The sequence below is a fragment of the Tenacibaculum sp. TC6 genome (assembly GCF_050606265.1).
Classification (GTDB): Bacteria; Bacteroidota; Bacteroidia; order Flavobacteriales; family Flavobacteriaceae; genus Polaribacter.
In genome coordinates, this window is record NZ_JBOCUK010000005.1 from 71010 (window position 1) to 86967 (window position 15958).

The following is a 15958-nucleotide window of genomic DNA, read 5'->3' on the forward strand; positions in this document are numbered from 1 at the left end:
TACTCATAAGCTTGTTTCAAATATGGAAAAACTACAAATTAACAGTACACCCCAAGTTATTGCTGTTTTTAATAACTATCCTGATTCTGTTAAACAGAAAATGATAAACCTCAGAAACCTTATAATTGAAACAGCTAATGAAATAGATGAAATTACAGAATTAGAAGAAACTTTAAAATGGGGAGAACCTAGCTACATTACCAAAATAGGAAGCACTCTCAGAATAGACTGGAAACCTAAATTTCCCAATCAGTATGCTATGTATTTCCAATGCAACAGTAGATTAATTCAAACATTCAAAGCTATTTTTAACAACTCTTTTACGTTTGAAGGTAAAAGGGCCATTCTATTTCATCTTCATGAAGAAGTACCTGTTGAAAAATTAAAACACTGTATAAAAGCAGCCCTCACCTATCACACCGTTAAACATCTTCCTAATTTAAACTTATAATACTATTTCATCATAACTAAATACTATTAGAGTTATCAATTTTTAATATCGCAACAAAGTTGCTTTAAAAATACAAACTCATATTTTTGTTTAAACATAAACGCTGTATAAAATTTAAACAAACATTATGAAAGAAAATTCTTTATTTGATACCATTATTATAGGAGGAAGCTATTCAGGATTATCAGCAGCCATGGCTTTAGGACGCTCATTACGAAAGGTTTTAATTATTGACAACCAACAACCTTGCAACAAACAAACACCACATTCTCATAACTTTTTAACTCAAGACGGAAAAACACCAAGCGAAATAGCATTATTAGCTAAACAACAAGTTTTAAACTATAACACAGTTTCCTTTTTAAATGATAAAGCAACAGCATGTCAAAAACAAACTGATAATTTGTTTAACATACAAACCCAATCCGGAAATATCTATACAACTAAAAAAATCATTTTGGCTACAGGAATAAAAGATGAATTTCCAAACATTAAAGGATTTGCAGAATGCTGGGGTATTTCAATTATCCACTGTCCTTACTGTCACGGTTACGAGTATAAACACCAAAAAACCGCAATTTTAGCAAACGAAAATGTAGCTTTTCATTTAGCTTCCTTAGTAAATAACCTAACCAAACAACTTACTATATTAACTCAAGGAAAAGCTAACTTTTCACAACAGCAACTTGACTCATTTAAAAAACATTCCATAAAAATTATAGAACTTCCTATTCAAGAATTTATTCATGACAACGGTTATTTAAAAGAAGTTATTTTTACTAACGGACAAACAGAAACTTTTGAGGCTATTTATACCCGTGTTCCTTTCTCTCAAAATACTCAGATTCCAACATCGTTAGGTTGTGAAATTACTGATGAAGGTTATATCAAAGTCGATTCTTTTCAGAAAACAAGCGTTGAAGGAGTTTTTGCTTGCGGAGACAACTCTACCATGAAACGTTCTGTTACTAATGCTATAAATAGCGGTAGTACTGCCGGAATTGCCATTAATTATGAACTTGTTGAAACTGTTTTTTAAGCTCATTTAATGAACAAATAAAAAAAGAGGTTTACAACCTCTTTTTTTACTTCTTACATTTCTTAAGAATTTGCTCTGCTCTATCTTTTCCCCATTTTGGATGAAACTTTTCCGGAGCATCCGTTTCAAAAAGTGCTAACGCTTTTTCTACATTTTTACAGTAAGGATCAATAGGCTGACCAAAAAACTGTGCACTTCCCATATCCCATTCAGCTTTTCCTAATACAACTCTAGGATTGTTTGGAGCCAACTTTTCTGCCTCTGCATACAACATCGCATTTTTCATAGATAATGTCATCCCATACTTTTGCCCATCAAACGCTATATAAGCTGTGTTTAATAAAGCTTGAGTTATGATAATCTCCGGATTGTTTTCCGATAGTGATTTTGCCTCATCTAAAAATTCTTGTGCTTTCTTTAACTTAGCCTCCAATGTAGCTTCATCTTTAATACCAAAGCTACCTATTATTTCTATAGTTGCCACATAAAAAGAAGGCAACCAATTTTCCTTTTCTACTTTAGAAATACGTTCAAATAATTGTGAGGCTTCATCATTCTTTTTTGTTTCCCATAACTTAAACGCTTTTTCCATGCCTTTTTCATAAGCACTTTGAGCATGCATATTTACTGATAATAGTACGAACAATAATAGTATACTAATTTTTCTCATAATTTAAGATGTTTTTAATTTACTTGAATTTGTAGTGTTGTATTTTTAGTTACCTCAAATTTGGCATCTTCAAACTTAGGAGGTCCCATAAAACCTTTTGCGTTATTTGAAATACCCACAGGTTCTTTAGGAATACCAAAAATTCGGGTATCCATTTTTTGATTATTATTTACGTCATGAAATGAAGAAACGGCATATACTCCCCTTGCAACATCTTTAAAAGTTACGATAGCTTTTTTATCGTTTACTTCAACAATTTCTCTCCGAATTCCTTTTTTAAGAAATTGAGCTTCGCTATCATAGAGCGCTACATATAACTTTCCTGTATCCGATTTCATTCCGGAAAACTCAACTGTTACTGTATATTTTTCCTGAGCTATAGAAGTTGCTACGCTTCCCAGAAAAAGAGCGGTAATAAGTATTATTTTTTGCATGGTTAATTGTTTTTTGATTAATGCTGTTCAAATATATTTCTACTCCTAAGCGTATAAAAAAGCTTTACACTCAATTGTTATTTTTTAGAGTTGAACTGTAATTTTTATATAATTCGGTTATAAATTATTAAGCTGATTTTCTTTTTTATCGTCACTAAGCGTCCAAAAGAAGCCTACAAAGAAGAAACGATTGGCTGAAGGATTTACAGCTTGCCTGTCATAATACCCATTACTATCTGGTGTATTTTTATAGGTATATCCAAATACATTCTGCGTTCCTAACACATTATTTACAGAGAAATACAATATTTTTTGCTGGCTTAATAAATAAGCCCAATTAAAGCTTACCGAATTATAATTCATTGTTTTTTCATTTAAAAACCCTTCCCTATTCGGATTGGTATACGTTCTTCCGGTAGCAAAACGGTAACTTAAACCTAACTGACTTTTCCAATCTTTAACAAAATGTTTCACTACTGCAGACATATTATGTGATGAAGCAAATCCGGGAGTAGCTTTTACCGGATAATTTTTATAATCCCTCTTTGTATCTAAATAAGAATACGATAACCAATACTCTGTATTTTTAATAGTTTTACCATCTCTCCAAAAAACATCCAATCCTTTTGCATACCCATTTCCTTCATTAGTATAATCAGACGTTGCGATAGCCATAGGCGTAGTATACTTTAGTAATTTATCGTATTCTTTATAATACCCTTCTATTCTAAAAATTTGTCTGTTTTTTACATATTGATAATTAGCTATAAAATGAGTTGCTTCTTCTGCTTTTAAGTTCTGAGCAAATTTTAAATACTCATTTTTAGGATTTTGATAAAACTGGCCGTAGGCCACTGAAAACTGTGCATTGTTACCAGTTTTATACGCTAAAGAAAACCTTGGAGATATGGTAGATTGGTGTAATAAACCGGAATTTTCAAAACGAATTCCTACTTTAGATGCCAGTTTTTTAGAAAAATAAATATCCGTTTCAACAAAAGCACCTGCTATGTCATTAGAAAATTGAGAGGTAAACTCTCCTACAGAAGGACTGTTATAATTTTCTTTGAATGAAGTAAGCAAGTACTCTGCTCCAAAATTCAATTTAAATCTATTAGAAATCTTATTTTGTAATTTAAGTTTTGCATGTATAGAATGCTCCTGATCTTTTACTATATTATCTATTATTCCAATATTTGAATGATCGTTTGTATAACTTACACCTCCTGATATTTTCCATTGACCATTAAGTCGCTGTTTATAGGAACTATTAAAATACAAGTTTCTGTTAGTCAACCCAAAATGGAATCCTTCTTCATAATTAATATCTTTTTGAATCATCTCAAAATCGGTATAGCTAAATGCGCCGTACAACTTTAACAATCCATCAGAATTCGTTTTATACCTGTACACCATTTCACCATTAGCAGCCTGAAAAGGTTTAATCCAATGATTTTTATCCGGAAATACTTTTTGGTACGGAGCCAAATTAATATATGAGGTATTTACACTTAATGAATTGTTACCCCAAATTTGAGTATTACCTATCCCTGCTCCTACTGTCATTAAAGAAATATCCGTTTTTTCTTGCTCAGGAGTATCAATGGTATTCATTTCTAAAACACTTGATAAAGCCTGTCCGTACTCAGCAGAATAACCACCGGTAGAAAAAGCAAACCCTTTAAACAAAAAAGGAGAAAACCTACCACGAGTCGGAATGTTTCTGGCAGACGGAGTATACGGTGTAAAAACACGAATTCCATCAATAAAAATCTGTGTTTCATCAGCTTCACCACCACGTACAAACAAACGCCCGTCTTCTTCAACAGCAGCAGTTCCCGGTAAGGTTTGCAATGCTCCAACAAAATCACCCAAAGCACTGGCAGTTGTAACAACATCTAATGGTTTTAAGGCGGTTACCTTAGCTTGATCTCCCGCTTCAAAAGTTCCGGCATTAATGGTTACAGCATCTAGCGTATTAACATCTTCTTTTAATCGTATTTTTAAGTTTTTAAAAAATGAAACATCCGCCCTATTACTATAGGTTTCAAAAGAAATAAACGAAACTAACAAGGTTTGAAGTCCCTTCTCAGAAGTAGTAAAGCTAAAATTGCCATGTTCATCAGAAGAAGCACCATCATAAGTCCCCTCTAAATAAACATTAGCTCCCATAATAGCTTCTCCTTTTCTATCAGTTACTTTTCCGGAAATAGTTGTTTGCGCATATAAACCACCTACTAAAAATAAGGTTATACATAAGAGTACTGCTTTCATTATATTGATTGTCATTGTTACTTGATTTTTACAGTTCAAAAGTGCAATTGTTATCTGTGTTCATATAAAAACAAATACTCAACTGTAACTTTTTTATGATGAATTGTTACAAAGCAAAATTATAAGGTTTCCTTGCCTCGGGTTTCTACATTTCTTGCGCTCTGTTATACATATCTTGCTAAAAATTGTACCTTTACCCTAACTATTAAAAAACAAAATGGCACACGATTTAAGCAACTACCGAAAGTCGTATGAAAAGCAGGAGTTATTAGAAGAAAATTGTCCTGAAAATCCTATTGAACTATTTAGAAATTGGTTTTTAACTGCAGATGCTTCTGAAATGGTTGACGAAGCCAATGCTATGACTATTTCAACAATTGGATTTGATGGATTTCCGAAAAACAGAGTTGTATTGTTAAAAAAATACACTTGGGAAGGATTTATTTTTTATACTAACTACAACTCAGAAAAAGGAAGGGCTATGCAACAAAATAATCACGTATGCCTATCTTTCTTTTGGGCAGGATTAGAACAGCAAATTATTATTAAAGGAGAAGCAGAAAAAATTGCCCCTAATTTATCTGACGGGTATTTTGACTCAAGACCGGATGGAAGTAAATTAGGAGCTTGGGCATCTAATCAGAGTGAGGTAGTTTCTTCACGTGATCAATTAGATACTTCATTAGCAGCTTTTGAAGAAAAATTTAAAGACCAAGAAATTCCAAGACCCGAACATTGGGGTGGTTTTATAGTAAAACCTGTTTCAATAGAGTTTTGGCAAGGAAGACCTAACCGAATGCATGACAGAATCAGATATACACTACAAAAAGATTTTTCATGGAAACTTGAACGTTTAGCTCCTTAGTTTTATATTTACATATCGTTTAAAACATACATGAAGACAATTTATATCGTTCGTCACGCAAAATCATCTTGGGAGTATGATAGCGTAAAAGATATTGATAGGCCACTAAAAGAACGTGGTATTAATGATGCTCATTTACTATCTAAAGTATTAGCTAAACAATTACAAAAACCTGATGTTTTTGTTTCCAGTAGTGCTAACAGAGCGTTACATACAGCTGTTATTTTTTGTGAAAACTTCGATTATCCGTTATCTAATTTGCAAATTAAGCGACAATTATATAGCTTTAGTGATGGGTATTTGGTAAAAACCGTAAAGGCTTTAGATGATGGCTTTAACAGTGCCATTATATTTAGCCATGACCACGGTATTAATACTTTTGTTAACAAATTTGGTAGCAAACCTATAGCTCATGTACCTACTTGCGGAGTTGTAGGCATTAGATTTGACGAAAAACACTGGAAAAATATAAGAAAAGGAACTACTGTACTAGTAGAGTTTCCAAAACATCATAGATAAAAACTAATTAGTTTGAAAATAACGAAATACGGAGCCATTGACATTGGTTCAAATGCGGTAAGATTATTAGTTGCCAATGTGATTGAAGAAAAAGACAAAGAGCCTCAATTTAGAAAATCATCATTAGTCCGTGTTCCTATACGTTTAGGAGCTGATGCCTTTGTTACCGGTATTATTTCTGAAGGAAATACAAACAGAATGATTGATGCCATGAACGCTTTTAAACTCATTATGAAAGTTCATGGAGTTACCAGGTACAAAGCCTGTGCAACATCGGCTATGAGAGAAGCTCAAAACGGTACAGAGGTAGCTCAAAAAATTCTTCAGGAAACCAATGTTGAAATTGATATTATTGACGGTAAAAAAGAAGCTGCAATTATATCTTCAACCGATTTAAGTCAACTCATTGAATCTGATGGCACCTACTTATATGTAGATGTAGGGGGCGGTAGTACCGAATTTACGTTATTTTCAAAAGGAAAAATTATCAACTCCAAATCTTTTAAAATTGGAACCGTTAGGTTAATTAATAACAATAAGGCTGATAATAAACAGATGTTTAAAAAAGTTCAATATTGGATAGATGAAAACACAAGAGACTATAAAAGAATTTCTCTTATAGGATCTGGTGGAAACATTAACAAACTTTTTAAAATGTCCGGTAGAGAGCCTGGTAGACCTATATCATATATTTACCTAAATGCTCAATACCAATTTTTAAAGAAAATGTCATATACTGAAAGAATTTCAGAGTTAGGTTTAAACCCGGATAGAGCTGACGTTATTATTCCGGCAACAAAAATTTATCTTTCAGCTATGAAATGGAGCGGAGCCAGAAAAATATTTGTTCCTAAAATTGGGCTTTCAGACGGAATTATTAAAAGCTTGTATTTTAACAAGCTATAATGTTTTTTAACATTTCTTTAACAACTCGTTATTTTTCATATATTTGTGTAGATGTGACTTCCTCCCGACTTGAAGTGTCATAACAATTGAAACTAAATAATCACAAATATTAATCTTATTATGAAAAATCAATTATTCTTGATTGGGGCAATAGCATTAGCTGTGCAAACACTTTCTGCACAAGACTTACCTCAAAATCCGGAACCAGGGAAATGTTATGTTCGATGTAAAACTCCGGACGTTTGGAAAAATGAAGACGTTACTGTTGAAATTGCACCTGCCTATAAAAAAATAGTAACACATCCGGCCGTTTACAAAACAGTTACAGAAAGCGTATTAGTTAAAGAAGCCGGGAAACGTTTAGAAATTGTTCCGGCAGTATGGGAAGACAAAGTAATTACTTATAAAGCAAAAGAAGACGCTAACAAATTAAAAGTAGTCCCTGCTAGTTTTACTTCTGATTCTGAAACTATTGAAACAAAAGCAGCTTCTGCAAGATGGGAAATGAGTGAAAAAGCTCCGGATTGTGAATCAAGTGATCCTAATGATTGTAGATATTGGTGTTACAAACCCTTACCGGCTAGCTACGAAACCATTCCTGTAACTAAGTTAACCAGTGATGCAAGTACTGAAAAAATTCCGGTAGAAGGTTTTGATAAAACATATACCAGAAAGGTAATGACTACACCACCGACAGTTAGAGAAATAGAAATTCCGGCTGTATATAAAGAAGTAACAAAAACAGTTTTAGAAAAAGATGCCTGGCAAGAAGAAATTACAGTACCGGCTAAATATAAAACAGTTACCAAAGAAGTTTTAGTATCTAAAGGAGGATTAACTTCTTGGAAAGAAGTAGAGTGTAAATTGGTAGAAAACACGCCATTACCTATCAACTGGAATTTAGGTAGTGCTACCTTAACTGCCGGAGCCAAAAGAATTATTGATGCCAGATTATTACCTATCTTAAAAGATGGTGTTGCAGTAGCAATTGAGTCACATACTGATTCAAGAGGTACTAAAGAAAGTAATCAATCGTTATCAGAAAGACGTGCTCAATCTGTAGTGAACTATTTAATCTCAAAAGGAGTTAATCCTAGTCAATTAACAGCTAATGGTTATGGTGAAAGTAGATTAACCAATAGATGTAGTGACGGAGTTTCATGTACAGAAAGAGAACACGCTGCCAACCGTAGAACCACATTTAGAGTTATTAACCAATAAATAAAACGCTAGCTTACTACGTTCTAACAAAGCAAATCAAAAAAGAAAACCGGGCCAAAACCCGGTTTTTATTTTTTAAAAAGCTACTAGGGAAAACCCTTATCTAAACTCTAGGGATATTAGGTATTGCTTTTAATAAAAAAAGAAGCTATGTTTGACACTATTTAAAAAAACCAAACCATTAGTAGGCAGATAAAAAAACTAACTAAACATTAAATAATCTTCTTATTTTACTTCACAATTAATTTAAATTTTGAAGTAATCATGAAAAAATTAGTAGCACTTTTAGTATTTAGTTTAGGTATTCTATTATTTGTAAGTTGTACAGATAATTCATTAGAAGATATTGAAAAAAATGAAAAAAAACATACCAAACTCAACAATATTCAGCTCACAGACCCAGATGATGACGGAACCGTTGATGACGAAGAGTATCCAAACGGTTAAGGTTACAATATATGGCATAGTTGCCTTTCTTTTGGTAACTATGTCTTTATTTCATGTTTTTTTCGATGCTTATCCTCCTGACATAAAAGCAAACAAATTAGAATACAATAAAACAATAAACTACAAAAACAATAAATTACAAGAGTATCTTGAAAAACTAAAAAATAAAGAAATTTCACCTGAAGATTATTACTCTTTCACCTATAACTTAATCGAAGAAACCAATATAAAAGTTAAAAATTTAAGCAAAGAGAAGATAAGAATCAATCGTGAGTTTTCTTTTAGAGGTAGAAAAAGTTTTCACTTTTGGATTTTTGTTTTTGGTTTAGTTACTGCCTTATTATTTTTTAGTTGTAAATCTTTATACAATGATATTGTACATGGCAGTACCTTTAAATTTCAATTTCTGTCACTTACCGGTATAGCCATTTCCTTTTTCTGGATGATTCATCTGATATTTTTAACTCAAGATGATTTCACTAAGAATACATATATCCTTATGATTTTAAGTTGTGCTATATTAGCTACCCTTTTCACTTACTTTTTAGTAAAATACTACACCTATAAAGACGACATTATTTTAAAACAACTTTCATTAATTGATAAAATAAAAACCATACACTACCCAAGAGTTGCCCTAAAAGCACTTTATGCAGAAAGAAACGACAAGGCCATGTTAGCTACAGATACGGTAAAAGAAAATGCAGATGCCTTTGATAATGATATTCTAACCATGCTAAAAGATGTTTAATAGCTCCTATGAAATAAACCTACTAACTATTAAAACACAACAAAATTAGTATTGGTAAATAACATCAGACCTATGAAACAGTAAGAAAATTAAGAAATGAAAAGATTTAGAATTATAGAAAATTTAGTAAAAAGAATCTTTAAAAAGAAAAGATACTCTACTAAAGAACAGCTTAAAAACAGAGAAAAAAGAACTATTATAGAAATAGCTAAGAAAGTAGTTGAAGAAGAAAATAAAACAGCTGAGCTTAATAATAGATTAGATCAAAAAATGAGTGAGTTTTTAAACAAAACCCATAAATACTATGTATAACAGTAGTATAGTACAATAAGCTTTTTTTTAAATTTTTAGGCAAAAACTAGTGGTCAAAATAACATAGGGTACAAATTAAAAACTACTAAATACTATATCTTACTCCTACTTTCCTACCCACTACACTCTCCTAATTCCTACCCCCTAATTACCTATTATCTCTCACCTTTTCTTCTAAAAGCTTTTCATAACGCTCAATTTTATCATACATTTTTTGTAATTCTCTTTGTTGTTCAAAATTAGAAAACAAAGCAACAACAGCATCTAGTTTAGATTCTTCCCTAAACTTATCTGGATTTATTAATATATAATCTAATATTTCTTCCGGTCGTAAGCTTTCTAAATTAATCACATATCTTTTGTCCTGTACATTATATAGTATATCACCAACTCCTAACAACAACCATTCAGCATTTACTTCCGGATAAACCTTTAGAATTGATTTTAACCACTCAGAATTGATTTGTGAAACACTATCAAGAGCTTCCTTTAATTCTTTTTCTTCTATATTAATATACTCTGCAAATTCACTTACAGTAACTTTTTTATATTCTATAAGTTGTTTAATTCTATTAGCTATCATTGTTAATCTCTAAATAATAAAAGAATACCTGTAATTTTTAATAACAAAGATAGGTATAAAAGACTTTCTAGGTTCATTTCAAAACTAAAAGATACTTGATTTGTTTAAAAAAAGCCTCATTTTAAAAATGAGGCTTTTGAATTATTTTTTAATGACCAAGTTAGTAATTGAGAGTTCTTTTTGCAACCAACTTTTTAGTTCCTTTTCTTTCTTTACCACTACAGAGTCCGGTAACTTTTTATTCCAAGTAACAATCATTTCAGGAATGGTATCTATTTTAATAAAATCTTTAGAAACCAACATTTTTGAAAAACTAATAGACGTTATATCATTATACCTGATTTTTGCTTCTTTCATAATAGAACTAAAAGGTATGGTACTTTTATCTCTATCAGTAGCATCTTGTTCAATTCGCTTATTAAGGTTGGTTATGGTAAGCTTTAGCTCCTCAATTTCCTTTTGCAATCCTTTAATAATGTTATCTTTTTCATCTAATTCGGCAATAGCTCTATCGTAAGCATCTACCACCCTGTCAACACTTCTTGCCTTATTTTCGTTAATTAATAAATCGTAAGAATCTAGCTTAGCATAAGTTTTTAACTCATTTCTTAAAAACGTTTCCGTAGCATCATCTACATCTCCGTTAAAAAACAAGCTAATTTTTTTATCCTTTACATCTAACTTTTCTCGCTGTAGCCATAAATCTTTATTAGACAAAATTTTCTCTTTTAAAAACTTAGTATAGTTTGCATTAATTACACTCTCTCTATACACATTTAAAAAGGTGAACATAGCAGGTATCATTACTAAAACCGCTATAAAAGAAGCCAAACGCGCTATTCGTTTTCTTTTAGCAGAATTTACATAACGTATCATGGTAAACCCTAACAACTTTAGCACTAAAAAAGTAGCTAAAGCAATAAAAATAGCGTTGATAGTAAACAAATACATAGCACCAAAAAAGTACTCAAACTTACCTATAGCCAAACCATACCCCGCCGTACATAATGGAGGCATTAAAGCCGTTGCAATAGCCACACCAAATATTACTGAAGCAATAGTTCCTTTTTTAGTTCTGGCAATAATTAAAGCCAACCCACCAAAAAAGGCAATCAATACATCACGAATATCCGGATTTACACGTCCTAAAAGCTCTGAAGTTTCTTCTCTTAAAGGAAATAAAAAGAAAAATAAAAAAGCCGTTAATAAACTCAACACAATCATGGTTGCTAAGTTTATAAGCGATTTTTTTAGCGTATCAATATCGTTAATAGCTATAGACATTCCTATTCCTAAAATAGGTCCCATTAGCGGAGATATTAACATCGCTCCAATTACTACGGCTGTTGAATTGGCATTTAACCCTATTGATGCAACAAAAATAGAACAAATTAAAATCCATGCCGTTGCTCCTTTAAATGCTATATCTCCTTTTATAGCCTCAATAGTTGCGGTTTGATCTGTATCGTGCCTAAAGTCTAATAATTCAAGTAAAAACTTTTTAGAGTGCTGCCAAAGCCCTTTTGCATCTTCCTGTATGGCTTGTTTTGATTGCTCAACAGACTCTTCATTATTCAGTTTTTCTTCCATATCTAATCGATTTTTTGTTAAGGATGGAAAGATACGAAATTCCCCTTTTACTACTGCGCTATATACAACATAAGCTCTAAGAATTATCTTAGAGCTTATGCTTTAGAATACGTATAAAACAGAAGATCTATTCTATATGTAATTTATTTTTTAATTCTTTTGAAACAGCATCTTTATGCACCAAAATAGAAATTGTTTTTAATCTGAAATAAGGCACAGACATATACACATACCCTTCGTTACCTTGTTGAGTACCCCAAGAGTTTTTTACTTTAAAATAAATAGTATTTTTTTGATCTTTTACTATTCCCACAATATGCATTAAATGATCATCAGTCGTATTGAAGTTTTCAAACTCTGCCTGTCTGTATTCCGGTGTAATTTTTTTCTCCTCAACAATTTCTTCCATTGCCTTTTTACTTTCAGAACTAATAGCAGGTATTACAGCAACTCCGGCTTTTGATGAAAATGTTTTTTCAGACACATCACAATCCAACTCAACAGTATATCCTTTTTTCAACGCATCTTCAGTAGCTGCAACCAACTCATCTAAAGAAACATTATAAAACGCTCCGTTAGAAAAATTATCAGGAATATTTAAAATAAACTTTTCGTACTTTTTAGCATGCTCAAAAGAACTTAGCGTAATATAATTTGAAGGAACAATCTTTACATACTCGGCAAAAGAAGTTGGTGTATATTTTTTTCCTTCAAAAATAAATTCATCTTTATTTTTTCCTAAATACACATCTAAAACACTCTCTACCGCTAATTTCCATTTAGGACTTAACTCTTTTGCCGGGTTTTTAATATAAGCATCTAACATACTCTTTAAAACAGCTACTAACTCAGCATGATTATGGTTCTTTTGCCCAACATCTAATCCGCTATACACCGCTTCCGGAACTAAACCGTTTTTTGCTACAGAATTAATTACATCGTGCGCTAAACCTCCTTCACTAAACTGAGCATTTCCTTGACGATATAAATAGTTAGACGCCTTATCTGAATACGTATTACGAACCGTATACATTTCAGACAAGTCTATATTTTTTCCGGTTAACCGAATTACTTCAGACTCTAAAAAAGAAGTAGTAGAAAAACTCCAACAAGTACCCGTTCTTCCTTGACTTTTAATTTGTGTATTTTCTATATCAGTAACCGTAGTAAACTGATATTTTTGTGCCTTAACTGAGCTTACTCCTAAGAAACAAACAGCAGCTCCAATTAGCAATTGCTTCATATTTTATACTTTATTTAGTTGTTTTAACGGCAATTTACCGTTTTTACTAAAACTGATAAAACTAAAACAAACAAAAATCTAAAAATCTACAATAACCCCAATTCTAGGAATTGCTCTCCCTGAAGAACTTTGTACTTCTTCTAATAAATATCTTGACGAGTCATTCGGGTCTGATAATCGGTTTCCATTGGCATCAACCTTAGGCAATAAAAAAGGTTGGCTATCTGCAGCACTTGCATACATATTTTGTACATCAACATATAAATTAATAGAAAAGTTTTTCAAAAACCAGGTTTTATCTACCCTCATATCAAGTTGAGTGTACGTACCAAACCTGCTTTCATTTAAACGAGCATAATCTAAAATCCCGCCATTACTCACATCGTAATTTGTTTTTACCGCAGATACATCATAATTATACGGAGTATATGGACGACCTCCTACCAATCTGAACTTGGTTCCTATTTCCCAATTTTTAGCTAGTTTTTTTCCGGCTGTAATTGTTAATAAATGCCTATTATCCCAAGTTGACGGAATATACGCACCAAAACTGTTTTTAAATTCACTTCGAACAAAAGTATACGCCGCAATTCCATACAACCCTTTATATGATTTTTTTTGTGCCAATACCTCAAAACCATAGGCTCTTCCTGTTGAGTTAGATACAACCTCTTCATTTCCTACCACACCAAAATCGGCACCTAAATTTGCCAAACTTATTTGATCTCTTACAGAAAAAGGATAATCGTTATACTTTTTATAAAAACCCTCAAGAGTTATTTTAGACGTGGTATTAGGTTTAAATTCTACTCCTGAAACAAGGTGTTGCGACTCAATATACTTTACGCCTCTTTTGTTAACCAACTCATCATTTTCGTTTCTATAACCTAAAATAGTATAGGAAGGTAACTGCTTATAAATAGCCCATGAGCTATTCCAAGACCATTGATTGTTAAAATTATAGGTAGTTGCAATTCTTGGTGATAACTGATTAAAAATGTTTTTCATATCGTCATTATAATCAACACCATCAAACCTTACACCTAATGAAATTCCCAGTTTTTTATTAAATAACGATTGTGAATACTGACCAAACCATCCGTATTTTACAAAATTAACCGTTGATGAAAATTTTCGTTCGGCAACATTTTGTGTATTCACTATTTTTTGAAAAGTAGTGTTCGTGTACTTAGCCAACTCAAGATTAAACCCTAAGTTAAGTGAATAATTTTCTTTCTTAATTGTATTTTCAAATCGCAATTTATTTTCAATCTCTTTTGAAGAATAATCTAACAGTAAATTTTCCGGTCTTTCTAATTCATCATTTAAAAAATACTTTACCGCCTTATTCTTCCATTCATTTCTACTCAACACTAATTGCTGTGTTGCATTTTTACCAAACCTCTTATAGCTTACACCAAAAGTATAATTCCATTGACTATTAACCGGAACTCTATTTAAAATTACTTGATTTCTCTTAAAGGTTTCCTCATCAGTTACACCATCATTTACCTCTTTATTTATTTCAAAATCATCAATGGCTCCTAATCCTATAACAGACAACTCACTGGTAGCATTTAACTTTGTTTTTATATTGAATTGAAAATCATTATACGTAGGTAAAAAAGGCAGTTTTATTAATTTGAATAAGAACTGTAAATACGATTGACGAACCGAAGCTATATAGGTCGTATTTTTACCTAAAGGTCCGTCTACAGTAATACCCGCATCCGAAGTCCCAAGAGTAGCTCTAACATTTAACCGATCAGGATTTCCTGTTTTTTGAGTAAACTCAATAATAGAACTTAACGTGTTGCCCCTGTTAGCCGGAAACGCACCTGCATAAAAATCAACCTTACGAATTAAATCTGTATTCATAATTCCTACAGGTCCTCCGGTGGCTCCTTGCGTTTGAAAGTGATTAATTACCGGAACCTCAACACCATCAACATAAAACTTATTTTCTGAAGTAGCCCCTCCTCTTATAATAATATCATTTCTAAACCCCGGATTAGATGCTACCCCCGGAAATGACTGAATAACACGCAACACATCTCTGTTGCCTCCCGGATTTCTTTCGATCTCAGCCACTCCTAATGATTGCAATGAAACCGGACTTTCCAATGTTTTTTTAAATAGCTTGCTCTTAACCTCAACTTCTGCTAACTGCGTAGCATCTTCAACCATCTCAATAAGTATATAAGGTACTTTTTCTTTCGTAATTAAATAGTCATCAGACGTTACCGTTTTAAACCCAATAAATGAAGCTTGCACTTGTTGATATCCTAAAGGAGCTTCTTTAATAGTAAACTCTCCTGACTCATTCGTAGTACTTCCATTTTGAGTTCCTACAATTAAAACATTTACAAAAGGAAGTCCTTCACGCGTTCTATCATCAATTACTTTACCCTTTATAACTCCTAAGTCCTGACCTTTAAGCACTGCTATTTGCAAGCATAAAAGAACAAAAACAAATTTTTTCATATAGTTTATTTTTAACATACAAATATAATGCTTGTTTGTTTATCTATTTAAATAAAAAATTAAACAAATATAAATTTAATTTAAAAAGCAAAATTTGCTTTTATCAACTATTAAATATAAACACTACTTTATTTATAAAAACAGAACAAAAAACAACCTTAAATAAATT

At 32.0% G+C, this 15958-nt stretch carries 16 protein-coding genes; 9 read left to right on the forward strand and 7 right to left on the reverse strand.

What is annotated here, in order from left to right; genetic code table 11:
• Positions 1-22: 22 nt before the first annotated feature.
• Together ACQY1Q_RS04195 and ACQY1Q_RS04200 are read left to right on the forward strand one after the other, a co-directional pair.
• Entirely contained in the window at positions 23-451 is a 429-nt protein-coding gene (locus tag ACQY1Q_RS04195; RefSeq protein WP_431004039.1) for a DUF1801 domain-containing protein, read from the forward strand.
• Positions 452-578: 127 nt separating this feature from the next.
• Positions 579-1490, forward strand: a complete 912-nt coding sequence (locus tag ACQY1Q_RS04200) for an NAD(P)/FAD-dependent oxidoreductase (protein WP_431004040.1) — start codon at positions 579-581, stop codon at positions 1488-1490.
• Between the two features lie 46 nt (positions 1491-1536).
• Here ACQY1Q_RS04200 and ACQY1Q_RS04205 read toward each other — a convergent pair whose 3' ends face one another.
• From ACQY1Q_RS04205 to ACQY1Q_RS04215, 3 genes are all read right to left on the reverse strand, one after another.
• Positions 1537-2160, reverse strand: a complete 624-nt coding sequence (locus tag ACQY1Q_RS04205) for a hypothetical protein (protein WP_431004041.1) — start codon at positions 2158-2160, stop codon at positions 1537-1539.
• 14 nt (positions 2161-2174) lie between these two features.
• The gene (locus tag ACQY1Q_RS04210; RefSeq protein ID WP_431004042.1) at positions 2175-2594 is read right to left on the reverse strand and encodes a DUF2141 domain-containing protein; all 420 of its coding nucleotides are present in this window, start codon (positions 2592-2594) and stop codon (positions 2175-2177) included.
• 117 nt (positions 2595-2711) lie between these two features.
• Positions 2712-4868, reverse strand: a complete 2157-nt coding sequence (locus ACQY1Q_RS04215) for a TonB-dependent receptor (protein ID WP_431004141.1) — start codon at positions 4866-4868, stop codon at positions 2712-2714.
• A 217-nt stretch (positions 4869-5085) separates the two neighbouring features.
• Here ACQY1Q_RS04215 and pdxH point away from each other — a divergent pair, with 217 nt between their 5' ends.
• The 7 genes from pdxH (at position 5086) to ACQY1Q_RS04250 (ending at position 9889) form a co-directional block, all read left to right on the forward strand.
• Positions 5086-5733, forward strand: coding sequence for a pyridoxamine 5'-phosphate oxidase (gene pdxH, locus ACQY1Q_RS04220; RefSeq protein ID WP_431004043.1), 648 nt, complete (start codon positions 5086-5088; stop codon positions 5731-5733).
• Between the two features lie 30 nt (positions 5734-5763).
• Positions 5764-6252, forward strand: coding sequence for a SixA phosphatase family protein (locus ACQY1Q_RS04225; protein ID WP_431004044.1), 489 nt, complete (start codon positions 5764-5766; stop codon positions 6250-6252).
• A 12-nt stretch (positions 6253-6264) separates the two neighbouring features.
• Entirely contained in the window at positions 6265-7158 is an 894-nt protein-coding gene (locus tag ACQY1Q_RS04230; RefSeq protein ID WP_431004045.1) for a Ppx/GppA phosphatase family protein, read from the forward strand.
• Between the two features lie 120 nt (positions 7159-7278).
• Positions 7279-8379, forward strand: a complete 1101-nt coding sequence (locus ACQY1Q_RS04235; RefSeq protein ID WP_431004046.1) for an OmpA family protein — start codon at positions 7279-7281, stop codon at positions 8377-8379.
• A gap of 264 nt (positions 8380-8643) precedes the next feature.
• Positions 8644-8826, forward strand: a complete 183-nt coding sequence (locus ACQY1Q_RS04240) for a hypothetical protein (RefSeq protein WP_431004047.1) — start codon at positions 8644-8646, stop codon at positions 8824-8826.
• Between the two features lie 40 nt (positions 8827-8866).
• Positions 8867-9577, forward strand: a complete 711-nt coding sequence (locus tag ACQY1Q_RS04245; RefSeq protein WP_431004048.1) for a hypothetical protein — start codon at positions 8867-8869, stop codon at positions 9575-9577.
• A gap of 96 nt (positions 9578-9673) precedes the next feature.
• Complete coding sequence (locus ACQY1Q_RS04250) at positions 9674-9889, forward strand: hypothetical protein (RefSeq protein ID WP_431004049.1); 216 nt, start codon at positions 9674-9676, stop codon at positions 9887-9889.
• Between the two features lie 148 nt (positions 9890-10037).
• On the opposite strand, the gene ACQY1Q_RS04255 is transcribed toward ACQY1Q_RS04250, so the two are convergent.
• The 4 genes from ACQY1Q_RS04255 to ACQY1Q_RS04270 all read right to left on the reverse strand — a co-directional run bounded on the left by ACQY1Q_RS04255 (position 10038) and on the right by ACQY1Q_RS04270 (position 15789).
• Positions 10038-10472: a hypothetical protein gene (locus ACQY1Q_RS04255; protein WP_431004050.1), complete on the reverse strand. Its 435-nt coding sequence runs from the start codon at positions 10470-10472 to the stop codon at positions 10038-10040.
• Positions 10473-10613: 141 nt separating this feature from the next.
• Positions 10614-12062, reverse strand: a complete 1449-nt coding sequence (locus ACQY1Q_RS04260) for a DUF389 domain-containing protein (protein ID WP_431004051.1) — start codon at positions 12060-12062, stop codon at positions 10614-10616.
• 127 nt (positions 12063-12189) lie between these two features.
• Complete coding sequence (locus ACQY1Q_RS04265; protein WP_431004052.1) at positions 12190-13305, reverse strand: C1 family peptidase; 1116 nt, start codon at positions 13303-13305, stop codon at positions 12190-12192.
• Between the two features lie 78 nt (positions 13306-13383).
• A complete protein-coding gene (locus tag ACQY1Q_RS04270) occupies positions 13384-15789 on the reverse strand; it encodes a TonB-dependent receptor (RefSeq protein WP_431004053.1) in 2406 nt (801 codons plus the stop codon).
• Between the last annotated feature and the right edge of the window lie 169 nt (positions 15790-15958).

Bases quoted from the DNA above. Each gene is read 5' to 3' on its own strand.
- ACQY1Q_RS04195 (WP_431004039.1), top strand. From the start codon at position 23: ATGGAAAAACTACAAATTAACAGTACACCCCAAGTTATTGCTGTTTTT.
- ACQY1Q_RS04200 (WP_431004040.1), top strand. From the start codon at position 579: ATGAAAGAAAATTCTTTATTTGATACCATTATTATAGGAGGAAGCTAT.
- ACQY1Q_RS04205 (WP_431004041.1), bottom strand. From the start codon at position 2,160: ATGAGAAAAATTAGTATACTATTATTGTTCGTACTATTATCAGTAAAT.
- ACQY1Q_RS04210 (WP_431004042.1), bottom strand. From the start codon at position 2,594: ATGCAAAAAATAATACTTATTACCGCTCTTTTTCTGGGAAGCGTAGCA.
- ACQY1Q_RS04215 (WP_431004141.1), bottom strand. From the start codon at position 4,868: ATGAAAGCAGTACTCTTATGTATAACCTTATTTTTAGTAGGTGGTTTA.
- pdxH (WP_431004043.1), top strand. From the start codon at position 5,086: ATGGCACACGATTTAAGCAACTACCGAAAGTCGTATGAAAAGCAGGAG.
- ACQY1Q_RS04225 (WP_431004044.1), top strand. From the start codon at position 5,764: ATGAAGACAATTTATATCGTTCGTCACGCAAAATCATCTTGGGAGTAT.
- ACQY1Q_RS04235 (WP_431004046.1), top strand. From the start codon at position 7,279: ATGAAAAATCAATTATTCTTGATTGGGGCAATAGCATTAGCTGTGCAA.
- ACQY1Q_RS04240 (WP_431004047.1), top strand. From the start codon at position 8,644: ATGAAAAAATTAGTAGCACTTTTAGTATTTAGTTTAGGTATTCTATTA.
- ACQY1Q_RS04245 (WP_431004048.1), top strand. From the start codon at position 8,867: ATGTCTTTATTTCATGTTTTTTTCGATGCTTATCCTCCTGACATAAAA.
- ACQY1Q_RS04250 (WP_431004049.1), top strand. From the start codon at position 9,674: ATGAAAAGATTTAGAATTATAGAAAATTTAGTAAAAAGAATCTTTAAA.
- ACQY1Q_RS04255 (WP_431004050.1), bottom strand. From the start codon at position 10,472: ATGATAGCTAATAGAATTAAACAACTTATAGAATATAAAAAAGTTACT.
- ACQY1Q_RS04260 (WP_431004051.1), bottom strand. From the start codon at position 12,062: ATGGAAGAAAAACTGAATAATGAAGAGTCTGTTGAGCAATCAAAACAA.
- ACQY1Q_RS04265 (WP_431004052.1), bottom strand. From the start codon at position 13,305: ATGAAGCAATTGCTAATTGGAGCTGCTGTTTGTTTCTTAGGAGTAAGC.
- ACQY1Q_RS04270 (WP_431004053.1), bottom strand. From the start codon at position 15,789: ATGAAAAAATTTGTTTTTGTTCTTTTATGCTTGCAAATAGCAGTGCTT.